We start from the raw sequence: 20,938 nt of genomic DNA on the forward strand, positions 1-20,938 counted from the left end.
ATACTATTTTTTTAAGCTCTTATTAATCAAAATTATGATTGTTGCCTATTATGGCGGAACGTGACAAGAAAAGAAGCTTAGCGCAATCTTGCCGCTAAGCTCCTCACATTCATTTATTGGTTATACACTTCAATTTCATTAATCGTCGGTACAGCGCTTGCCGCACTAATGTAAAGCCTCAGATATCTGGAAGTTATTGGCGAGAAATTGACCGTTTGATTAGCACCAATCGTCGTCCCCGTTGTTCCGGAAATATCCGAATAGGTTGTGCCATCGTTCGAAAACTGCAGCTTGTAAGAAGTTACCCTCTGGAACGTGACTTCTTTCATCACTACCTGTTTATACGTGGTGGCGACACCAAAATCGACACTGATCCATTGATTATTCAAGGAACCACTCGATGCTGACCAGCGGGATGTATTAGATATGTCTCCGTCAAATGCATTCGCGGCAGAATAAGACGCATTCCATATGGTTGACGCACCGTATGTTTTGCCCAATGCGAGATTGCCCCCTGCAGCTAACGTCGTAGCGCTGCCCGTGTTGCTTGCAGCAGAAACGTTGCCTGCCGAGTCCTTCGCCTTTACCGTATAGCTGTATGCGGTCGAAGCCGAAAGTCCCGTGTCGCTGTAAGAAGTTGTCGCAGAAGATCCGACCAAGGCAGCGCCACGATAAACCTCATACCCCGTTACGCCCACATTGTCTGTCGAAGCGGTCCAGCTCAAATTGATTTGACTGCTTGATGTTGCTGATGCTGTCACATTAGTCGGCGCTGTTGGTGCCGTTGTATCTGATCCGCTAGGACCATATACTTCCATCTCATCAATGTTCGGTATGTTACTGGCTGTGGTTATGTACAGCCTTAAATACCTGGAACTCACACTAGAGAAGCTAATCGTTTTATTGGCCCCAATCGTCGTTCCTGTTGTTCCGGCGATATCGGTATAAGTGGTGCCGTCGGTCGAGGACTGGAGCTTGTAAGCCGTGACCCTTGGGAACGAAATTTCTTTGATCACTACTTGGTTGTACGTCGCTGGTGAGCCAAAATCAACACTAATCCATTGATTGTTAAAGGAACCGCTCGATGCAGACCAGCGAGTCGCAATATCACCATCAAACGCTTTGTCACCTAAGTAAGAGGCACTCCAAGTCGTTGAAGCACTGTAGGTTTTACCAAAAGCGAGATTCCCCGACAAAGATGACGTCGTTGCACTTGCTGTGTTGCTTGCGGCAGATGCGTTTCCAGCTGCATCTTTCGCTTTGATCGTATAGCTATAAGCTGTCGATGCGCTAAGTCCTGTATCACTGTACGAAGTTGTCGTCGAAGTTCCGACCAGAGCAGCTCCTCGATATACATCGTAGCCCGTTACGCCTATATTGTCAGTTGAAGCTGTCCAGTTCAAATCGATTTGACTGCCCGATACTGGCGATGCCGTCAAATTCGTTGGTGCCGTTGGYGACTGCGTATCCGTAGTGCCTCCTGCTACTGGCTTCCACCAGTTACCTGAGATGAAAAGCATGTTTAACAACGTATAGCTATCGTCGTAATAGCCTGTTTTATGGCTTTTCATCCAATCCCATCCCGAATTGACCCATGCTTGATGGCTGCTGTTCGTGACGGCTGCTGAAATAAAAGGAGAGACGAAAACACCTGCCGGACCGCTAGCTGAACCAGTTACGGTTCCATCCAACTTATATCCGTCTTTCACATTGTTTGGAGTACCGCCCGTTTTCGCTTTAATCCATACAGCCATTTTGTCTGCAATTGTTTTACCTCTTACGTCTCCATAGAGCGCGTAATCCATAACGATTCGGAGTGGCACGCGTGCCGCATTATAGTTATACTCGTTCGTTTCAGGAAACTCATCCAAATAATTAGTGGGAGCCGGTTGAGGCGGATTGCCGACAACAAAGTCCGAAATCAGCCCTGTGCTTGGTGAATAGGAAGTGCTGAACGAACTGTAAACACTATACAGATTGTTAATGACATTCAACCAGGTTTGATCACCAGTAACGTCATAATAAGCTCTTAAATGAGAGAGCATCCAATCAGATGGTCGCGTATTCAACACACTTTTACCATCCCAATCACCCAGGTTCAATCGGTTATTGGTCGTTACATTACTGACTTTAATACCATCTGTAATCATCTTTTGGGCTTCCGCTAAGTAATTGATCGTTCCAGCTGAGCCCCATTGATAATGAGCCAGAATTAGGGAGTAAGCAATATCCATATCGCCATCAGTCGCGGAGTCAAAATGTCCCTGTGCGCCTGTGTTATCCGCTACCACCCAACCCATGAGGTTGGCATTTTGTACGCTTTTATAAGCTCTAGCTGTTTTAAATAGTCCGTCATAAATCGTTTTTGCATTCACATCATAGCCTGCCATTAACGCCGTAATAACCATGCCATAGCCTTGACCTTCGGAAGAGCCTAGTGGTACATACCCATCAGCGTCTCCGGTTATCTCCCCTTTCACATAGTATCCGCCGGGCAAAGAGGACAAGTTGTTTTTCAAATAGCTTGATTTCCATGAGGTATAGTACGCTGCGACATCTGCATTCATTTGAGTCTGTGTAAGATGATCCGGTTTGATAATCCCAGGATAGTTGACTTGTTGTGGAAATGGCTTTTGCTCACCTACCGCATGGGCATTTGGTTGTAAAGCCGGCGAAAGAAAGGGTGCCGTAAAAAGGGTAACGCAAATCACCGCAATTGACCATAGTTTAAATTTATCCTTGATGGGTCTTACTTGGATCGCATCCATGCCAATACCTCCGCTTCAAGATTGTTATCCGGTACAAGTGATAGCTGAAAATTACTGATTGTACACTTCCATCTCGTTGATTGTCGGGGTATCGCTTGCCGTACTGATCAAAATCCGCAAATATCTGGATGAAACTGGGGAAAAGTTGATCGTTTTATTCGCACCGACCGCCGTTCCCGATGTGCCKGAAATATCCGAGTAAGTTGTACCATCTGTCGAAGACTGAAGCTTGAATGACGTTATTCTTTGGAATGTGATTTCTTTGATCACTACCTGATTGTACGTGTTGGCAGCACCGAAATCGACGCTGATCCATTGGTTGTTCAGGGAGCCACTCGATGCTGACCAGCGAGACGTATTCGAAGTATCGCCATCGAACGCATTTGCGGCAGGATAAGACGCATTCCATATCGTAGATGCATTATACGTTTTGCCTAAAGCGAGATTCCCATTGTTGTTGTACACCTCTATCTCGTCAATTGTCGGTACGGCGCTGGCAGTGGTTACATATAACCGCAAATATCTGGCGTTCACACCGGTAAAGTTTATCGTCTTGCTTGCGCCGATCGTTGTGCCCGATGTACCTGCAATATCTGTATAGGTTGTGCCGTCGCTCGAGGACTGGAGCTTGAATGCCGTCACCCTCTGGAAGGTAATTTCTTTGATAACAACTTGATTGAACGAAGTGGCGGCACCCAAATCGACGCTGACCCATTGGTTATTCAAGGAACCACTCGATGCTGACCAACGGGTAGCTGAGCTGCCATCAAACGCATTCGCTCCAGGATAAGTAGCACTCCATATCGTAGATGCGTTGTACGTTTTGCCCAACGCGAGATTGCCCCCGCCCGATTGCGTCGTTGCGTTCGCTGTGTTGCTTGCTGCGGACAAGTTTGCTGCAGCATCCTCTGCTCTTACCGTGTAGCTGTATGCGGTCGAAGCACTAAGCCCCGTATCGCTGTAGGATGGCGATGTTGAAGACCCAACTAATGTGCCATCCCGGTATACATTGTATTCCGTTACGCCCACATTATCTGTCGAAGCAGTCCAGCTCAAATTAATTTGACTGTTGGATGCTGCCGTTGCAGTCAAGCCCGTCGGTGTGGTTGGCGCTTGTGTATCTGAAGGCGCTTGCGTCGTTGCACTAGCTGTATTGCTTGCAACCGAAAGGTTAGTTGCCGCATCCTTCGCTTTTACCGTATAGCTGTAGGCAGTTGAAGCAGTAAGTCCTGTATCATTGTAAGAGGTTGTCGTCGAAGTTCCGACCAAAGTGGCACCGCGATAGATATTATAGCCCGTTACCCCCACATTGTCTGTCGAAGCTGACCAACTCAAATTAATTTGACTGCTGGATGCCGCATTTGCTGTCAAATTGGACGGTGCCGAAGGTGCGGTAGAATCCGTTCCGCTTGTGCCGTAAACTTCCATCTCTTCGATATTTGGTATGTTGCTGGCTGACGTGATATACAGTCTTAAATACCTGGAGCTCACATTAGAGAAGCTAATCGATTTATTTGCCCCAATCGTCGTTCCTGTCGTGCCCGAGATATCTGTGTACGTGGTACCGTCGGTCGAGGACTGGAGCTTGTAAGCCGTCACTCTTGGGAACGAAATTTCTTTGATCACTACCTGATTGTAAGCTGTTGGCGTACCGAAATCGACGTTTATCCATTGATTGTTAAAGGAACCGCTCGATGCTGACCAGCGAGTCGCAGCATCTCCGTCAAAAGCTTTATCCCCCAAGTAGGATGTGCTCCATGTAGTGGAGGCACTGTAGGTTTTGCCCAATGCGAGATCCCCTGATGAAACCAATGTGGTTGCACTAGCAGTGTTGCTTGCTGCTGATACATTAGCTGCCGCATCCTTCGCTTTTACCGTATAGCTGTATGCGGTCGAAGCACTGAGTCCCGTGTCGCTGTACGATGTCGTTGTCGAAGTGCCGACGAGTGTGGCGCCACGGTAGACGTTATAACCAGTAACGGCCACATTATCTGTAGAAGCCGTCCAGCTCAAATTCACTTGACTGCTCGATGCTGCGCTTGCGGTCAAATTAGTCGGTGTAGTCGGTGCTTGCGTATCACTGCCTGTGTATCTTTGGTTTTTCACATACATAAGGCGGGCGAATGAAGCCATCGTTGTACTCGTCATATTAGGCATCGTCGCATTGGCCAATGTGTAATAAACATCCGGGCGGAGCGCTGCTAATTGGAGATTGCCGCTTCGAGGATACGTGGTCGGCGCACCATGCCCCGTTCCATCTGTACCGTCAACTCGACCCGCGTAATCCCCTGGTCCCCTCATCATCACGTCGGCATACATATTGGCAAATGGCGTCATCATTGACGCTGTTATGCCATAACGACCGATCAGAAACGCTCGATAAAAGCCCGATACGTCTAGAGCGCCGTGATTAGAATCCTCGCCTCCCAGTAAGGTCGGATTATAGCCCCAGTTATATGCGGTATTTCCTTTACTGTCTGTATAGGTTTGTTTGGCTGAATTATCGCTGAAAAACCAATTGAGATTCGTCTGAACAATCCCGTCGTATTGCGACACCAGAGAAGGATTATCTCCTTTGATCGCATGAGCAGCAGCCAGATTCTGCAAACCGTAAGTGATCATCATCTGCTGGTTCCACGGGAATACGCCTCCGGGCATGTAAGGCGATTGCGTTTGGAAATACAATTTATTCCCTCTCGAAAGATCTAGCAGTTTCGGAAAGAGGAATTGGCTAACCACATAATCAGCCTCTGTAATAAACGTATTTGCACGTTGTAAATAGGTCGCTCCGTGTCCGTAAGCATCGCCGATGGGCACCGTCGTGTTTGAAATTGCCGGGGTCTGGAGGATCAGTCTGCCGCAATAGGCAAGATGACCAATCGAGTCTCCATTGGCTGAATCTGCAGAAGCTGTCCCGGTATTATTCCCTGGCCATACTGGCGCAATCGTGTTGGTCCACACGGTGCGTTGCCCATAAGGAGCAGGAAGGATATCGTTACGCTGGGAAAGGAGCACGTCGCAGAAATAGATCATACGGTCGAGGATTTCCGTATCATTCGTTAACTCATACATGAGACCCATCGCTTTGATGTTCTCACCACTTTTGCCCTGCGCATATTCACTTTGCATAGAGCCGGTATTGGGCCAGACAACAGGCTCCACCGTCTGAATATAGGATTTGAAGGAGTTTATTTCGTTCTGTGTGATGGGTCCATCGAAACTGTCAACCACCATTGGACCGGCAGCTAAGGCTTGATTTCCCTGGAACAATCCAATGACAAAAGCGATAATTACTCCAAATAAGATAAGTTGTTTCTTGGAGAAAGTAAAAACACGATGCTTCCTTTTGAGGTGAGAACTGGTTAACAATGACATTATACAACCCTCTTTACCTATCCCCATCGGCTGGGGTATTTGCTGATCTCATGATTCAATACAATGCAACATTGTTACTTCAGGAGTCTTCCTACCTCCTTCCAAATTCAATCCCCTCTCATTATAAAGCGCTTTCAAAAAAATAGGAATTGATGCTACTAACTACTTTTTTTGTTAAACTAACTTTTTTTAAGGATCTGTTCACTGAACACCTTGCACATATTATAAAGGCTGCCAATAGGCAGCCTTCTCTAGTTTTACTTACGGCATTCAGTATTCCTTTACGCATAGTTAAGTTGCAGTCTTTATAGAGATTAGCTATCCCCGTATGCTAGATATTGATTAGGAATCGTGATCGTAAATTTGGAACCTTTCTCTGTATGGCTATCCGCTTCAATCCTACCATTGTGCGCTTCGACTAACGCCTTCGCGATACTAAGACCAAGTCCGACGCCACCACTGAAACGCGAACGTGATTTATCCACTCGATATAAGCGATTAAATATATAAGGCAAATCATTCGAGTTTATTCCGATACCCGTGTCTTCGCAAGACAAAATCGTTTGGTCTTCCCACCAGTCGACACGAATGGTGATTTGGCCTGGAGCAGATGTGTATTTAATCGCATTGAGGACCACGTTCGTAAGCACTTGCCTTATTTTGTCTGCATCTACCTCTGAATAGCAGGGCACATTAGTTGGCTCGAATTGGAACGTAATCCGCTTCTCTCTAGCCAAAGCTTTATGGTTGTTGTAGATACTGCGAGCGAGCTTGACCATATCTGTACGCTTGACGTTCATTGTAAAACGCGCCGCTTCCGCTTCTGATAGCCGCTCTAGATCATTGACCAACCTGGACAACCGAACCAGCTCATCATAAATTTCTTCCATTCGTTCTGTCTCCGGTTCATATATACCGTCAACGATGGCTTCCACCTGAGAGAGGATTGAGGTTAACGGTGTCCTGAGCTCATGCATGAAATCCTCCATGAGATGGTGACGCCAATCCTCCTGGCGCTTCAGTTCCGCCGTCATTTCAGTTAACGTAATGGCCAGCTTCCGAACTTCCTCTGGTCCTTTTATTGGAATCTTAAGATTACGTTTGCCTTCACTAATCTGGACAGCAATCGTATACACGAGTTTCAAATGCTCAGACAATTTACKGGCAACCACTAATGAAATGATGATTGCCACAAAAACAACGCAGATAAGTAAAATACGAGTCCGCTGCTGAACCGTCTCCGTAAATGCCTGAAAAGCAGGATTCAGTTCATCACGCATCGACATCTGACCAAGACGCAAATTTCCAAGAACAACGCCATTATTTATATAATTTTGGCTGCTGAAGGTTCCTTCATCCACTTTGCGGCGTGCTTTTGCATACGTATTAAGCCAAATCTCTTTATGATCTTTACTTTCATACAGGATGAGTACGCCATAGAGCGCAGCCCTTCTTCGCAACCACTCCTCTTGCTCGGGAGTCAAAGAGTCAGCAATTTGTTCCCGCTTCATATCATCCATGAGAAGATAAGCCGATCTATCCAAATCTTTGCTTTCAAAGCTGCTGAACATTTGATTCCAATTCTGATTATYCATTACAACAATAATAACGACAAAAAAAGCTGAAAATAATAAAAATGATAAAAAAAGGATAACATTCATCTTGCGAAAAAAACGAAAAATAGCACTCATTTTGTATCATCCCACGTGACAGCAAATTTATATCCATGTCCTACTGCGGTAATGATATAAATCGGTGCATTCGGATCCTGTTCAATTTTTTTCCTAAGGTTTTTAATATGCGCGTCAATCGTCCGTCCATCACCCTGATACCGATAGCCCTGCACCTTGTAAGACAAGTCCAAACGGGTAAACACTTTGTTGGGATTGGAGCTTAATATAGAGAGTAACTTAAATTCCGTCGCGGTGAGACTAACCGGACAGCCTACAACCAGCGCCTCCTTCTCCTCACTGCGGATCACTAACCGTCCCTTATTAAACGTACTGTCCTTATCTAACGGTTTCTCCGAGGTAACTCTTCGCCTTACTGCATTGATTCGGGCGACTAATTCTTTGGCACGAAACGGTTTCACGATATAGTCATCCGCACCCAATTCAAGGCCGCGAATGGTATCAGACTCCCTTGCTTTTGAAGTCAACATAATAATCGGTACATTCGATTTCTCACGAATTTGTTGACATACCTCTTCTCCCGGAAGCCCTTCAATCATTAAATCCAAAATAATCAAATCGTGCTGGCAGTAGTCAAATTTACGAACCGCTTCATGCCCATCAGCCGTAAAGTCTGTTTCCCAGCCTTCCTTGGTAAAGTAGGCAATGAGCACATCACGGATTTTGGGTTCATCTTCAACAATTAAGATGTGCAAGGGTATGCCCCTCCTCTAAAAGAGGCAGTCCAAAGCATTATTTCAGCTTCAGAACTGCCTCGATTCGTCATTTACTAGAAACCTTATTATTCAACTAGACCAGTCCGTTCCACACTTTCAACAAACCAACGTTGTGTGAATAAATATAGAAGCAACGGTGGCATGATGATAAGAAACGATCCCGCCATTTTCAACGGTTCGTCAAAAATGGACTGCCCCGACTCAGCGGTCTGCGCACTAAGTTGGGTTGCTATTTGCGCAAGCCCCATTGACAACGGAACGTCTTTTACTCCAATCAGATACATGGTAGGCAAGTAATAATCGTTCCATGTCCAAACAAACGAGAACAGGAACACAACGAGAATGGCAGGCTTCGCGAGCGGAAGCATAACTCGAACAAACACCCGGAATACACCAGCGCCGTCAATTCTTGCTGCTTCTTCCAGTTCCTTGGGCTGGGTAGAGAAAAACTGACGATAGATGACTACAAATAACGCGCCTTTTAAACCATGCCCAAAAAGTGCGGGTAATATAATAGGAATATAAGTCTTAATGAGACCGATCTGACCCGCTAAAATTAAATTTGGCAAAATCAGAACCTGCTGCGGGACAACAAAAGTTAAGAGCAAACACGCAAACAGAATTTTTTTGAATGGAAAATCCAGACGAGCAAACGCATAACCAGCGACCGCACAGGAAAGTGTTTGGAGAATGGACACCGATAAAGCGAGCAGTAAGCTAATGGAAAACCACTTAGGATAATGCAGCTTATTGAAAGCATCACTTAAGGTTCCCGTGAAAATTTGGTGTGGAACCCAAGTGACAGAAGGATCGATCAGATCTGCACTATTTTTTACCATTGTCGTCAACATGTAGATAATCGGATTTAGGTAAATATAGGCTGTATCAATGAGCAGTAGGTAAATAAAGAGCCGGAACAAGAGACCCGTATCCGCTTCTTTACCCAGAATGAAATACCGGGTGCGGGTTAGCCATACACGTATAGTTGACCATTTAAAGGAAGCTTTTCTTGTTTCCGTCACGATTTTGGCCATGTCTTTCGCCTCCTTTATCTTCCCGCCGGTTGGGTCCTGCGGAAAGCCCGGCTGAATAAGAAATAGATGATGCCCAGGAACACAAAAATAATGGTGAAGTAGATCCATGCAAGCGCACTGGATTTACCGTAATCCGTCGTGTTTACCTGTGACAAGATTGGATTGGTCGGAAACGTAAACAGGTCCACGGTTGTGTAAATCAAGTTAAGTAAGACGAAGGGAATCATGGCTGGCAGTGTAATTTTCCAAAACGTCTCCCAAGGATTGGCTCCGTCTATCCGAGCTGCTTCATAAACGGATGGTGATATCGTCTGACGTCCAGCAAGGAATATCAGAATTTGCACACCGGAATACCAGAGCACGAGGACGAACGAGTCCATAACCTTCGTAATTGGACTCGCCCATACTGTAGGAAGGTATGGTGTAATTACGCTCATAAGGTTATATCTGTCCAGAAAGTTCAGATTACCTTCCCCCTGCGTGATAAACTCCTGCACAACCTGACCGGTCGTGAATATCACTGGCAGGAAGAATACAGCACGGAAAAATGTTCTTCCCCAGAATTTCTGGTTCAACATGATGGCCGAGAGTAACGAAAACACCACGATAATAGGAAGCATAAGAAGCGCCTGGCGCATAAATGGAATCAATTGATTATAGAGCAGATCTGGATTCTCAAACAAAATTAACCTGTAATATTCAAGTCCCTTATATTTGACATCGATGCCCGTCGCCAAAACCTTTACTTGATGAAAGCTCATGTAAAAGGAAAAGCAGAGCGGGAACACCATAAAGAGCAGGAAGCCGATCAACCATGGCGCAATAAATAAAGTGCCTTCCAACTTGCGAAGGGTAGTCGATTTCATGTTGCGGGTTGCGCTCATGGTTTCATTCCTCCTTTTACGACTAAATAACTATCTGACGCAATCATCTGACCCTCGTAGGAATAAGGTGCATGACTGTAGTTAATGACGATTTTTTTGCCATTCTCATAAGTTGTTTCTTTAATCTGAGGCGCGATCTCGCGATGACCTGTGATGAACTGATCCTGCACGTCTCCTAGCGCTTCGTTCCATTTTTGATACTCCTGGACAGCCGTCTGTTCCCATTCGGTGTATGCCGGACTATACAAGTACACATTATTCAAGTGTTTTAAATCATCCGACGCTGAATACGTGAACAGATAGGACGGATTCTCACCGTATTCAAGCGCATGGAGGAATCCGATATGAAATTGGTCACGGAGATTAGAAGGCTCCGAGGAGTAAGGCACAAGACCATGCAGCGCGATCTGAGCAAACGGAACACCGGTTTGCGTGAATAAGTCGTACGAATAATCATTGACCATTCGTGCCATCGAATCGACGAAAGGAACGGCAAAGAAATTAGAACGAAAGCCAATGACATGGCCTACTTCGCTGCGAAGTTTGGAAATAATCCCCTGCTGCAGCTTACTATTTTCATCGCGTGAAGAGCCATAAGTCGTATTAAAGTCACTGTTCACAAACCGCCCTATCGCGTTTAGCTCTACCCCATCGATACCTAGCCCTTTATAATACTGAATTTCCTTCGGCAGAATCTTATCGTTGAACCATTTTAAGCTGACAAGTCCAATCTTGTCATTTGCGTTCGTTGTAAACGAGATAGGCGTTCCGCCCAAGTCACGCATTCCTTGTACCTTTGGACTGAAGCCTCCATTTCCCGTCGTATTCTCCGAGTAATCTGTCCGCAGGTATACAGGTATATCAAGCGAATGTGCGAAGTTGATGAATTGCTTCATCCCCTTGTCTCCACCGAGACGCTTATCCACTTGGCTTAAGCCACCTAAAGCGCCATAACCGTCTTCCTGCCAGCCCCAGTAACGAACCGCCATATTATCGATCCCAAGCCCATACAAGCGCTGAACGATTTGCATTGCTTCTGAAGTCGTGGTCGCTTTTACATAACGATCCGATAACCACCCTTTGGTTGTATCAGCTCCAAGCAGCACCATATCCATGGGTACTTTGCTTGATTTCACATTCACTTTTTGAAGATCATACTTCTCTTTTAGATAAGTTCTATAACGTTCAGCCATTCCTACATAATCCGATTTATCCTTTGGCAGCAACATGTACCGTGTAACGCGGTCGCTGTGGAACCGATCGTTTTTGCTATAGGTGATAAAAGAACGCTTCTTCTCACGGTTCGTTATTTGTTTAAAAGAACTGCGATAGTTACTTTGACCGGTGATCCAGTTATAGGTGCTATAAACCCCTGCAGGCGAAGCCAGAATGTCATTAAATTCTGCCCCTTCCTCCAAGACAGCTAGGAAGCTTCGGTTCTCATTTTTGGCACCATAAATCGGCATGGCAGCGTCCCGACGGGGGCTTTCCGAAGAATTGATTTTGAAAGCAATGTCTTCCCCATAAACCGGTTCCCGATAGATTTTATTAACGTTCGTGCTTTTATCATCGTACTTAATTAGTGCCCCTGATCCGTCTGGGATAACCATATAGCCGTCCTGACMCTCAGACCTTTCGGCTCCAAAGAATGAATATAGCCTAACCCAAATTAAGCTCAGCTTGCCTTCCTTGATTCCCGAATCAATGATACGTGTAGTGACGGTATCATTCTCAAGCTTGACCTCAATCGGAATCGTAAAGCCTTTGGAAGGCATATCGAATGTGAGCTTAAAGCCATCTTTGACGTTCTGCACATCCGTGATCTTACCATTTTCTTCGAGCAGATTGGTTTCTTTGGGCTGTGCTTTAGAGTCGTTTAAATCCAAGTATTGCACCATAATCGGCGAACGAAGGTGAGTTCTCCATACATTGGTCGTCTTTTCATTCGCCCATTGTGCCGGGTCGGGATAGGATCTCCAAACGCGACCGTCATTCTTATCTTCCACAATAAAATGAGCGGTTTTCATATCTAGCTTGAGACGAAGCTTATCATTCTCACTGACTGTTTTAAAATCTGCTTCATTGGGCAACTCTGCCGGTCCCTGCGGAATTTTTGGAGCACTGACAACAGGAGCTGCCGTCCGATTTACAAGTGATCGATCAATGTTATCAATTTGAAGGTGGGTCGCGATATAAGCGATAAGTCCCCCAAGAATTACAATAGTTATGATCCATGAAATGGGAATCCGGAATCTTCGCCTCATCGTACCTTCACCTCCTGGAATATTTCATAGATGAATGTTTTCAGATCGGTGCTTAGACCGAAAATAATCATAATGAGAATAATCATCATCATAAAGGTAAACAAGCTATATACAATGTTAATTGCAGTTTCACCAACTGAATAGTTCTGCAGGGATTGAATTTTCCAAAAGAACATAGCCAGCGTCCATATTATTAGAGCGTCCCATATGAAATTATAAATAGTCAGCTCAGAAGTTGTCATGATGTTGGAGACAGCAGCTAAGGGTATGCCTACGAATATAAGCGGTATGAGTGCGTAGCTGCTGGCAATGAATACATCACGGAAACGGCCTTCCCCGTGGTAAATCGAGCTCACCATATAATTGGAAACCACCCAGCCAATCCATAGCAGAGCACATTTCCCAAATAAAAGCAGCAAGTTTAGCTGATAAGGGTTTACCTTATTAAAGGTAAATCCGGTATATACCTGTGAAATGACAATGGACGTAAATATCATGGCAAGAATGATCAATGCACTACCATAACTCCCCTTATTCTCATAACGGAGTGCGCTGAAACCATCGATTGGATGCCGCATAATGGTGAACATATACTTCAACTGTACAATGAGCGGAATCGTTGACCTCTTCCTGTTTCGCAGTGCCTTTCGCCAATTGGTCTGTCGCGTAAACCTATTAAGGGCCATGAACATGATCACCGAAACCACTAGAATCGTAGCAAACGTATCAAAATGCTGCTGAAACCAGGAGAGCCGAATTTGCCAGAATGCATTGGAATAATCCGTCCGGTTGCCGCCTTGATAGAAATATTGTTGGGCAAGTTGGTAGTCCCCTCGCTTATATGCAGCCTTTCCAAGACCAATCAGAGCGGGAATAAAATAAGTGTTGTACTTCAACACCTCTTTCCACAGCAACTCGCTTTCCTCATACTTTCCTTGCAGCGTGAGTGTATTGGCTTTATTGACAAGGGTTCCAAATTCAGAGGTTCGGAAAACTTGGATCGTCCCTTCCTGTCCATCGAGAACTAGCAATTCACCTTTGGAATTGGATTCGATAGCGACAGCACTTTTGATTACGCCAAGCTGTGTAGTCTGAGAGGACACAAACCCTCCCCAGAAAAATAGCAGATTCCCAGTAGCGTCGTACTGATTGAACATCTTATAAGAACTGTCAATGGCTGTAATATTCCCGTTGATATCGACCGTTAAATCGACAAGTTGTGGTTTCACCGGCTGACCGTTTAATGTCTTCTGTTCGATTGGCCTTACTTCACCAAATACTAGCGATTCCTTTTTACCTGTCAACTTGTCATAAGCCTTATCGAGCATATTCAGACCGCGGATGTTCAGTTTCTTGATCTGGTTCTTCGTCACATTTCCGGCCGTCGTTGTATAAATGAAACCATCCTTATCCACCGTGACGGAACTGATTGCACCTGGCAGCTTTCTTGTTTCGTTTGCGTACATTTCTTTGGTATACAAAGACTTTTTCAATTTATCAAGAGCAGACAACTCTGTATTATTAGCGCCATAGAAACTCTGGAACTGTCCTTCTGGATCTAACTGCAATAGTCCCTCGTAACCGCCAAGCATCGCAATGTACAAAAATCCGCGTTTATCGACCACGAGCTTAATTGGCTCGTATTTGTACGATTCTGGTAAATATCGGGATTCTGGACGCTTATACTCTTTGGTGAATTTGCCATCTGGCGTCAACAGAACAATTCGTTTATTGCCTGTATCCGCGATATAAATGTCGCCCTTCTCTGTAACAAATATACCCTCCGGCTTATTGAGCGGGTTTTCGGCTACGGTCAGGTATCGCTGCCATACACCATTCGGATCAAATTCAACAATCCGATTGTTGCCTGTATCAACAACAAAGATATGATCGTTTTTATCTACGAAAACGTCCTTCGGGTTTGTCATCGGAGATAATCTCTGCAATTTAGGGTTATCTTTGTCCGTTACTGTAAGCCCCGAACCGATAACACTGACCGGATAGTAGGCGGGCTGTGTCCAAATCAAATCGCCGTTTGCGTCTTTCGAGTTGGTCGCAAATTGCACTTCAGCAGATATCGTCAGCGGCCAAAGAGAAAACAGCATCGTCCCGATGCCTATCGTTAACCATTTGCGTAATTTTCTTAAACGCTTATTGCTTATCATCCTGCGAGGCACCTCCTTCCGTTTGTCATTTTATACCGGAATGCGCCATAGTCGCGATTACTTTCCGTTGGAAAATCAGGAAAATGATTAAATTCGGTAAAAATAGAATTAAGGCTGCAGCAGCATTTGCTCCTTGTCTGGCTACAGAGTTGGCCGTAGTGTTGACCAAGGTAGACAGGAAGAACGGAAATGTCTTCATCGCTTCATCCTGCATATACAGCGCTGACGTATTCACATTAGACCATGTGCTTTGAAAAGCAAGAATGGCCACAGTGGCGACGGCAGGCATACAGATCGGCATGACCACTTTCATGAAAACAGTCCATTCCCGTGCACCATCGATCTTACTCGCTTCCAGAAGCTCATCCGGTACCTGATCAATGAATTGCTTCATTAAGAAAACACTGACAGGTGCTGCAATATGAGGCAAGATATGTCCCCAGTACGTGTTCATGATATGAAGACGGGTAATGACCAAATACTGCGGGATATGAACAGTTTCCGGAGCAAACATGAGTGAGAGAAGTATGATGGCAAAGAACACTTTGTGCCCAGGGAACTTATGCTTAGAAATCGGATACGCGCATAGCGCACTGACTACTACGACTCCAATAACCGTAAGAGCAGCAACCACAACACTGTTAAATAAATATCTAGTCACCGGAACTACGGAGGCACTTGTCACTGCAAAAAGCTCAATAAAATTTTGCAGTGTAGGCTGTCTCACGAAAATCGGCGGAGGATAAATGAACAATTCACTTAACGGCTTAAGGGAATTCATAAAGATGAAAGCGATTGGCATTAGCATAAAGAGGGAAAGCAACGTTAACAGTACGTATAGCATTCTCTGGAAACCGTCTGTACCGCCTACTCCTTGCAACTCACCGAAAGTGGTTACACGATGCCATATTCGTTTAATTGCAGCCATCATTCATCCCCCTTAGAGCCGAACAGACGAATGCCGAGCCTGTTAGACATATACATCATAACCAGCAGGAATACGGAAATTGCGGACGCGTATCCCATTTCGAAACGAATTTCCCCATAATCGGTAATATGACTGATTAGCACCGTACCGGAATACTGAGGGGTTGGAAATACCCCGGATAGCTCGTTTCCGATCGCACCGGCTTTGAACGTACCAACTATCGCCATGACTGCACTAAATAGCATCTGTGGTTTCATTGAAGGAATCGTAATATACCATATTTCCTGCAATCGGCTCTTAATACCGTCCAGACGCCCTGCCTCATACAGCTCTCGGTTTACTCCGAGCAAGCCTGCCAGCATGGCTAGAAATCCAACGCCCATACTAGCCCAAAGCGTTACAGCAATCATTGAGCCCATTAAGTAGGCTTTATCGGTTACCCATAGCATCGGACTATTGATGAATCCGAATTTGAGCAGGAACGAGTTCAAATAACCGATTCGGTCGCCGTTTAGAAGCGGCAGCCAGAAAATACTCATCGCAATTCCCGCAGTCAGCGATGGTGTATACATAGCAAGTGCATACCAGGTACGTGCATAGCCTGGGAGCTGGGAGATAATCCAGGCCAGCATGAAAGCAGCTATATAGCCACCAGGCCCAACGATTAGTGCAAATTTGATCGTATTTGGCAAAGCATATTTGAGAAACACGATATCTTGGGAAAGCAAATATTGAAAATTGCTCCAGCCGATAAACCGAGGCGGCTCGATCGCATTAAAGTAAGTAAAGCTGAGCAGAACCGCAAGTACGACGGGGACGAAAATAAATGCGATGAAACATAATGCAAAAGGTGCTATAAACACGTAGGAGAGCCGGTATGACCAAACGAGCTTAATGAAGCGCTTCGTCCGAACTCCAAGCGTTTCGCTTGTTCGGGTCGTTCCTACATTCATCAATCTTGGTTCACTTTGTGACATACGGGTTCACCCCTTCCCACGGTTTTGTTATCTGAGGCAGATCCAATGTGTGAAGCACCTTCCCATTCCCATCGACGAAGCCGAATTCCTGCTCTTTGCGCACCATCTCACGGTCGATATTCAGGATGGCTTCTTCCAATGATTCCCGGGCGTTCATGCCATCAACAACGGTTCGGTTCCATGCGTTGTTTAATTCACGGGTTAGCATATAAGAACCTGGAAGGTTGGCCTGCTCCCGATACCACTTCCACTGCTCCAGAATGACATTCATGTCTTCCTTCGGCCATGGCAAATGCGTAAACGCCTTGATATTAGCTGTGTTCCAACGGAACGAAATCCCGTTGAACGATTCCAAGTCAGAGCCATATCGCTCCTGAACCTCTGCGGAGAGCAGCCACTTCAGATACTTCCATGATTCTTCTTTATGCTTCGAGCTTTTGTAAATAAAGCCGGTCGTTTGGCCGCCTGCCGCCCAACGGCTTACGATGCCGTCTGACTGCTTAACACCAGGAACCGGAGCGATGCCCCACCAACCGGTAAGCTCTGGAGCTGCAGCTGCTAATGTAATATAAGTGTTGTAATCCGCAATTCCGATTGGCATATCGCCTTGGCGGAAGTGCTGGAAGAAGCTAGGTACTGATTTTTCAAAATCGTAAATATTGAATAAATCCGTCCACTGCTTAAAGCCCTTAATCGCTTCTGGTGTACTCAAAGCTGTCTTCATACCATCCTTCGTATAGAAGTCCGCATTGTTCTGATAGAAGAAAGGAAGATAATCGGTTGGAGTCAGGTAGAAGTTATACCCATTCTGCTGAAGCGTTGGCAGCATATCATACACATCGTTCCAAGTATCTGGCACCTTCACATTTAGCCTATTCAAAATATCCTTGCGATAAAAAAGAACCTTGTACGACTGTGTTTCCGGTAAAGCATAATACCCTTTGTTATAATAGAAAGGAAGAAGTGCTCCAGGCGCGAAGTCCTTTGCAACCTTGTCGAAGTCAGGAAACGAACTTAGATCAAGCAGTGCGTTACGCATGGCAAAATCAATTGATTTATCCTGCGGTTGACCTAGCGCGATATCGGGTGATAACCCTGCTGCGTTCGCATAAATGAGCAAATTCTCACTCGGAAGCAAATTCACCTTCACTTTAATTCCGGTTTCTGGTGTAAACATCTCATCCGTCAGTTCCTGAAGCAGGTTGACATAGTCCCGCCCACGATTTACCCACACATTCAGAGTGCCATCATCTACTTGATTGATATCATCCTTTTTGATAAACGAATAAAAAAAGTTATGAATCATTCCGTTCATCTTCTGCCACAAGTTCGCTTCCATTTTGGGTAGAGGAGATCCCGATGGCACAATGTAGAGTTGATCCAGTTGCAGTGGCGACTTGATCAAAGTTTCACGAATCGCGCTAACCCGATCGATCAGACTAGAAATATCGGCCATATGGTAGGTAATCTCATCGGGATATTTTAAATAGTCTGTCAAATCGATTGCTGCTGTTTCAATGGTTTGGAGCGAATTGTCCCTACGGCCATTAGCAGCAAGCATGGCTTCGGCCATTTTGTTAAGCTGCTCCTTGGCATCTTCCACTTGCTTAAGAATTTCCGGAAAATCTTGTTCGATTTTCCACGTCCGATCCTTATCTATATTCCCGCCGGTAAGGGCCCGAATTTCTTCATCCACTTGCCTTAGTTTATTAATAGCTTGCTCACCTAGAAGAATGACCGGTTGAAATGGTGCAATCGTCGCAGTCATTGTTAACGTATGCTTCCCTTTTTCCAAGTAAAAATCGTAAGGCTTGCCTTTTGAGTCACCCAAAACAGTACCCTTCCAATAGGTGGAAAAAGGGAATGCGTAGTTCTGCATCTCTTTAAAAGGAACTTTACCGTCGATCGTAATGCTACGAAAAACGGACATATTGGAGCTGAATCCTTGGTAAGTCCGTCCTGCGATTTGATAGCGGCCGCTTTCCGGCACTTCAATCGTCCATCCGATTGTTTGTCCGCCATTCTGCCATTTCGTACCGCCAATGGAGTTGAAGATAATGTCACCATTGGCTTTAGGCGTCATAAACGGTTCTTGAACGGAATCGATTCCAATGGCAACATCGTCTTTCCAAGCAGCTTCTTCCGCTTGGATGACCTGCAGGTTCCCTTTGGTCTCACCTTGCGGATATTTCGCTGATACTTGTGCATAATCCAATAGGGCTGTCTGCGGCTTAATGGCAATGGATTCTATGGCAACAGGTTCGGAGCCTGAAAGCCGTAGGGTATGCTTACCTTTGCCTAAGTACCATTGGAACGGATCAGCGTAAGCGCTTGAAGTATCTTCGAAAGATTCTGTCATCCACTCATTCAGCTCGATCGGACGTGGACGGATATTGTCACCGTTTACATCCTTCTTCAGCGGGAATTCATCTTTGAACTTACGGTGAAACGCTATGGATCGGGCTTCGCGAAATGGAAAACTTCCATCCAATTGAACGGATAATACGATCGCTCGTTTGCTGGTAATTTCACCTTCCTGAGCTTTCAACGGATGATACGACATGGACATTTCATATAAGCCATCCTCTGGCACATCAACTTGATATTCGATCCAATTGTCCTTATCGCTTCTCCAAACCAATACGTTTGGCTTTCCTTCGTACGCGCCTGCTTGTGCCAGCTTGTTGTCGGATTGAGCCTTAATATCCGCGCCCTGCACCGTAATCTGCTGCGTTCCGTCTTTATAACCTTTTGCTCGCCAGCCGTCCAACACTTCCTGATAGTACGCCCCTAGATCATTCACAATAAGGCTCGAATTGCTATCGGACTTTGATGTCGGCTTCGACTGTCCTTCCGCCGCAAATACCTGTCCGTTCCAGGACGGAACATCGGTAGAAACGAGAAGAACCGACGCCAGCATGAGAACTGCCGCACTTCGGCGCACATTTAGTTTCCTGCTCATCTGTTCATCCCCCTTCGCGGTCAATCAATTAATCGAATCCCTGAATCCCTATCAAAAAACAGGATCTTGTTCATATCGACTGATACCTCAATTTTCATATCTTCATCGTACATGTTTCGCGGATTAACCCGAACAATCAGGTTTGATTTCCCTCCGATATCCAGGTATAGAAACCGATCCGCACCCATGAGCTCGCTGAGCAGGTGTATGCCTGGAATAATCGCTTTCGGAAAAGCTGCCGACATAATCGGATCCACACTTGCATTTTCCGGTCGAATTCCGAGTAAAACCACTTTGTTGACTAAATATCTCTCACGCAGCGCAGCTGCCTTACCCTCCGGTATTTCAAGAGCAAATCGGTTCGTATGGAATTCGAGACGTCCTTCGTGTTCTTCCAGTCGACCTTCGATAAAGTTCATTGGCGGAGATCCGATAAATCCCGCTACGAACGTATTGGCCGGGCTGTTATAAATTCGTTCGGGTGTATCCACTTGTTGAATAAGGCCATCCTTCATCACAACGATCCGATTGCCCATGGTCATCGCTTCAGTCTGATCATGGGTGACATAAATGGTTGTTACACCAAGTTGCTTATGCAGCTTAATGATTTCCGTCCGCATCTGTACGCGGAGCTTTGCATCAAGATTGGACAACGGCTCATCCATTAGGAACACCTGTGGCTCCCGCACAATCGCCCGACCGAGTGCAACCCGTTGGCGTTGGCCTCCGGAAAGCATTTTCGGCTTGCGATCTAAGAACGGTTCGATTTCCAGAACACGCGATGCTTTTTTGACGCTTAGGTCAATTTCGTGCTTTGGCATTTTTCGCAATCGAAGACCGAAGGCAATATTTTCATACACCGACATATTCGGATAAAGGGCATAGTTCTGGAACACCATCGCAATATCGCGGTCCTTCGGCGGCAGATCGTTTATCAACCGATCGTCGATGTAAATTTCACCCTTGCTGATGTCCTCAAGGCCCGCTACCATTCGCAATGTTGTCGATTTCCCACAACCTGACGGACCAACAAAAACCATAAACTCAGAGTCATGAATCTCCAAGTTAAAATCATTAACTACCGGAAACCGATCTTTTCCGTATCTCTTAAAAACGTGATTAAATAAAATGCGCGCCATCGGTACTTCCCTTCCTTTCGGAAATGACAATTTTC

12 protein-coding genes and 1 pseudogene are annotated in these 20,938 nt (G+C 45.5%); all 13 read right to left on the reverse strand.

Features of this window, described 5'->3' with window-relative positions:
- Positions 1-113: 113 nt before the first annotated feature.
- Positions 114-1,439 (reverse strand): discoidin domain-containing protein, encoded by a 1,326-nt coding sequence (locus AB4114_RS02605; RefSeq protein ID WP_441987053.1) that lies wholly within the window; start codon positions 1,437-1,439, stop codon positions 114-116.
- A 45-nt stretch (positions 1,440-1,484) separates the two neighbouring features.
- A pseudogene (locus AB4114_RS02610) lies at positions 1,485-2,642 on the reverse strand (glycosyl hydrolase family 8); the annotation flags it as partial.
- A gap of 177 nt (positions 2,643-2,819) precedes the next feature.
- Positions 2,820-6,143, reverse strand: coding sequence for a discoidin domain-containing protein (locus AB4114_RS02615; protein WP_441986976.1), 3,324 nt, complete (start codon positions 6,141-6,143; stop codon positions 2,820-2,822).
- 314 nt (positions 6,144-6,457) lie between these two features.
- A complete protein-coding gene (locus AB4114_RS02620; RefSeq protein WP_441986977.1) occupies positions 6,458-7,834 on the reverse strand; it encodes a sensor histidine kinase in 1,377 nt (458 codons plus the stop codon).
- Entirely contained in the window at positions 7,831-8,529 is a 699-nt protein-coding gene (locus AB4114_RS02625) for a response regulator transcription factor (RefSeq protein ID WP_441986978.1), read from the reverse strand. The genes AB4114_RS02620 and AB4114_RS02625 overlap by 4 nt, the downstream gene beginning before the upstream one ends.
- An 86-nt stretch (positions 8,530-8,615) precedes the next feature.
- A complete protein-coding gene (locus tag AB4114_RS02630; RefSeq protein WP_441986979.1) occupies positions 8,616-9,584 on the reverse strand; it encodes a carbohydrate ABC transporter permease in 969 nt (322 codons plus the stop codon).
- A 14-nt stretch (positions 9,585-9,598) separates the two neighbouring features.
- On the reverse strand, positions 9,599-10,468 hold the full coding sequence (locus AB4114_RS02635; RefSeq protein WP_441986980.1) for a carbohydrate ABC transporter permease: 870 nt from the start codon (positions 10,466-10,468) through the stop codon (positions 9,599-9,601).
- Positions 10,465-12,732, reverse strand: coding sequence for a DUF5696 domain-containing protein (locus AB4114_RS02640; protein ID WP_441986981.1), 2,268 nt, complete (start codon positions 12,730-12,732; stop codon positions 10,465-10,467). Before AB4114_RS02640 ends, AB4114_RS02635 begins: the two co-directional genes overlap by 4 nt.
- Positions 12,729-14,897 (reverse strand): YIP1 family protein, encoded by a 2,169-nt coding sequence (locus tag AB4114_RS02645; protein ID WP_441986982.1) that lies wholly within the window; start codon positions 14,895-14,897, stop codon positions 12,729-12,731. The genes AB4114_RS02640 and AB4114_RS02645 overlap by 4 nt, the downstream gene beginning before the upstream one ends.
- 25 nt (positions 14,898-14,922) lie before the next feature.
- On the reverse strand, positions 14,923-15,828 hold the full coding sequence (locus AB4114_RS02650) for a carbohydrate ABC transporter permease (RefSeq protein ID WP_441986983.1): 906 nt from the start codon (positions 15,826-15,828) through the stop codon (positions 14,923-14,925).
- The gene (locus tag AB4114_RS02655; protein ID WP_441986984.1) at positions 15,825-16,802 is read right to left on the reverse strand and encodes a carbohydrate ABC transporter permease; all 978 of its coding nucleotides are present in this window, start codon (positions 16,800-16,802) and stop codon (positions 15,825-15,827) included. The genes AB4114_RS02650 and AB4114_RS02655 overlap by 4 nt, the downstream gene beginning before the upstream one ends.
- Positions 16,789-19,764: an extracellular solute-binding protein gene (locus AB4114_RS02660; RefSeq protein ID WP_441986985.1), complete on the reverse strand. Its 2,976-nt coding sequence runs from the start codon at positions 19,762-19,764 to the stop codon at positions 16,789-16,791. The genes AB4114_RS02655 and AB4114_RS02660 overlap by 14 nt, the downstream gene beginning before the upstream one ends.
- 20 nt (positions 19,765-19,784) lie before the next feature.
- Entirely contained in the window at positions 19,785-20,903 is a 1,119-nt protein-coding gene (locus tag AB4114_RS02665) for an ABC transporter ATP-binding protein (protein WP_441986986.1), read from the reverse strand.
- Between the last annotated feature and the right edge of the window lie 35 nt (positions 20,904-20,938).

Source organism: Paenibacillus sp. 2RAB27 (assembly GCF_052115445.1).
In the GTDB taxonomy this organism is placed as follows: domain Bacteria; phylum Bacillota; class Bacilli; order Paenibacillales; family NBRC-103111; genus Paenibacillus_E.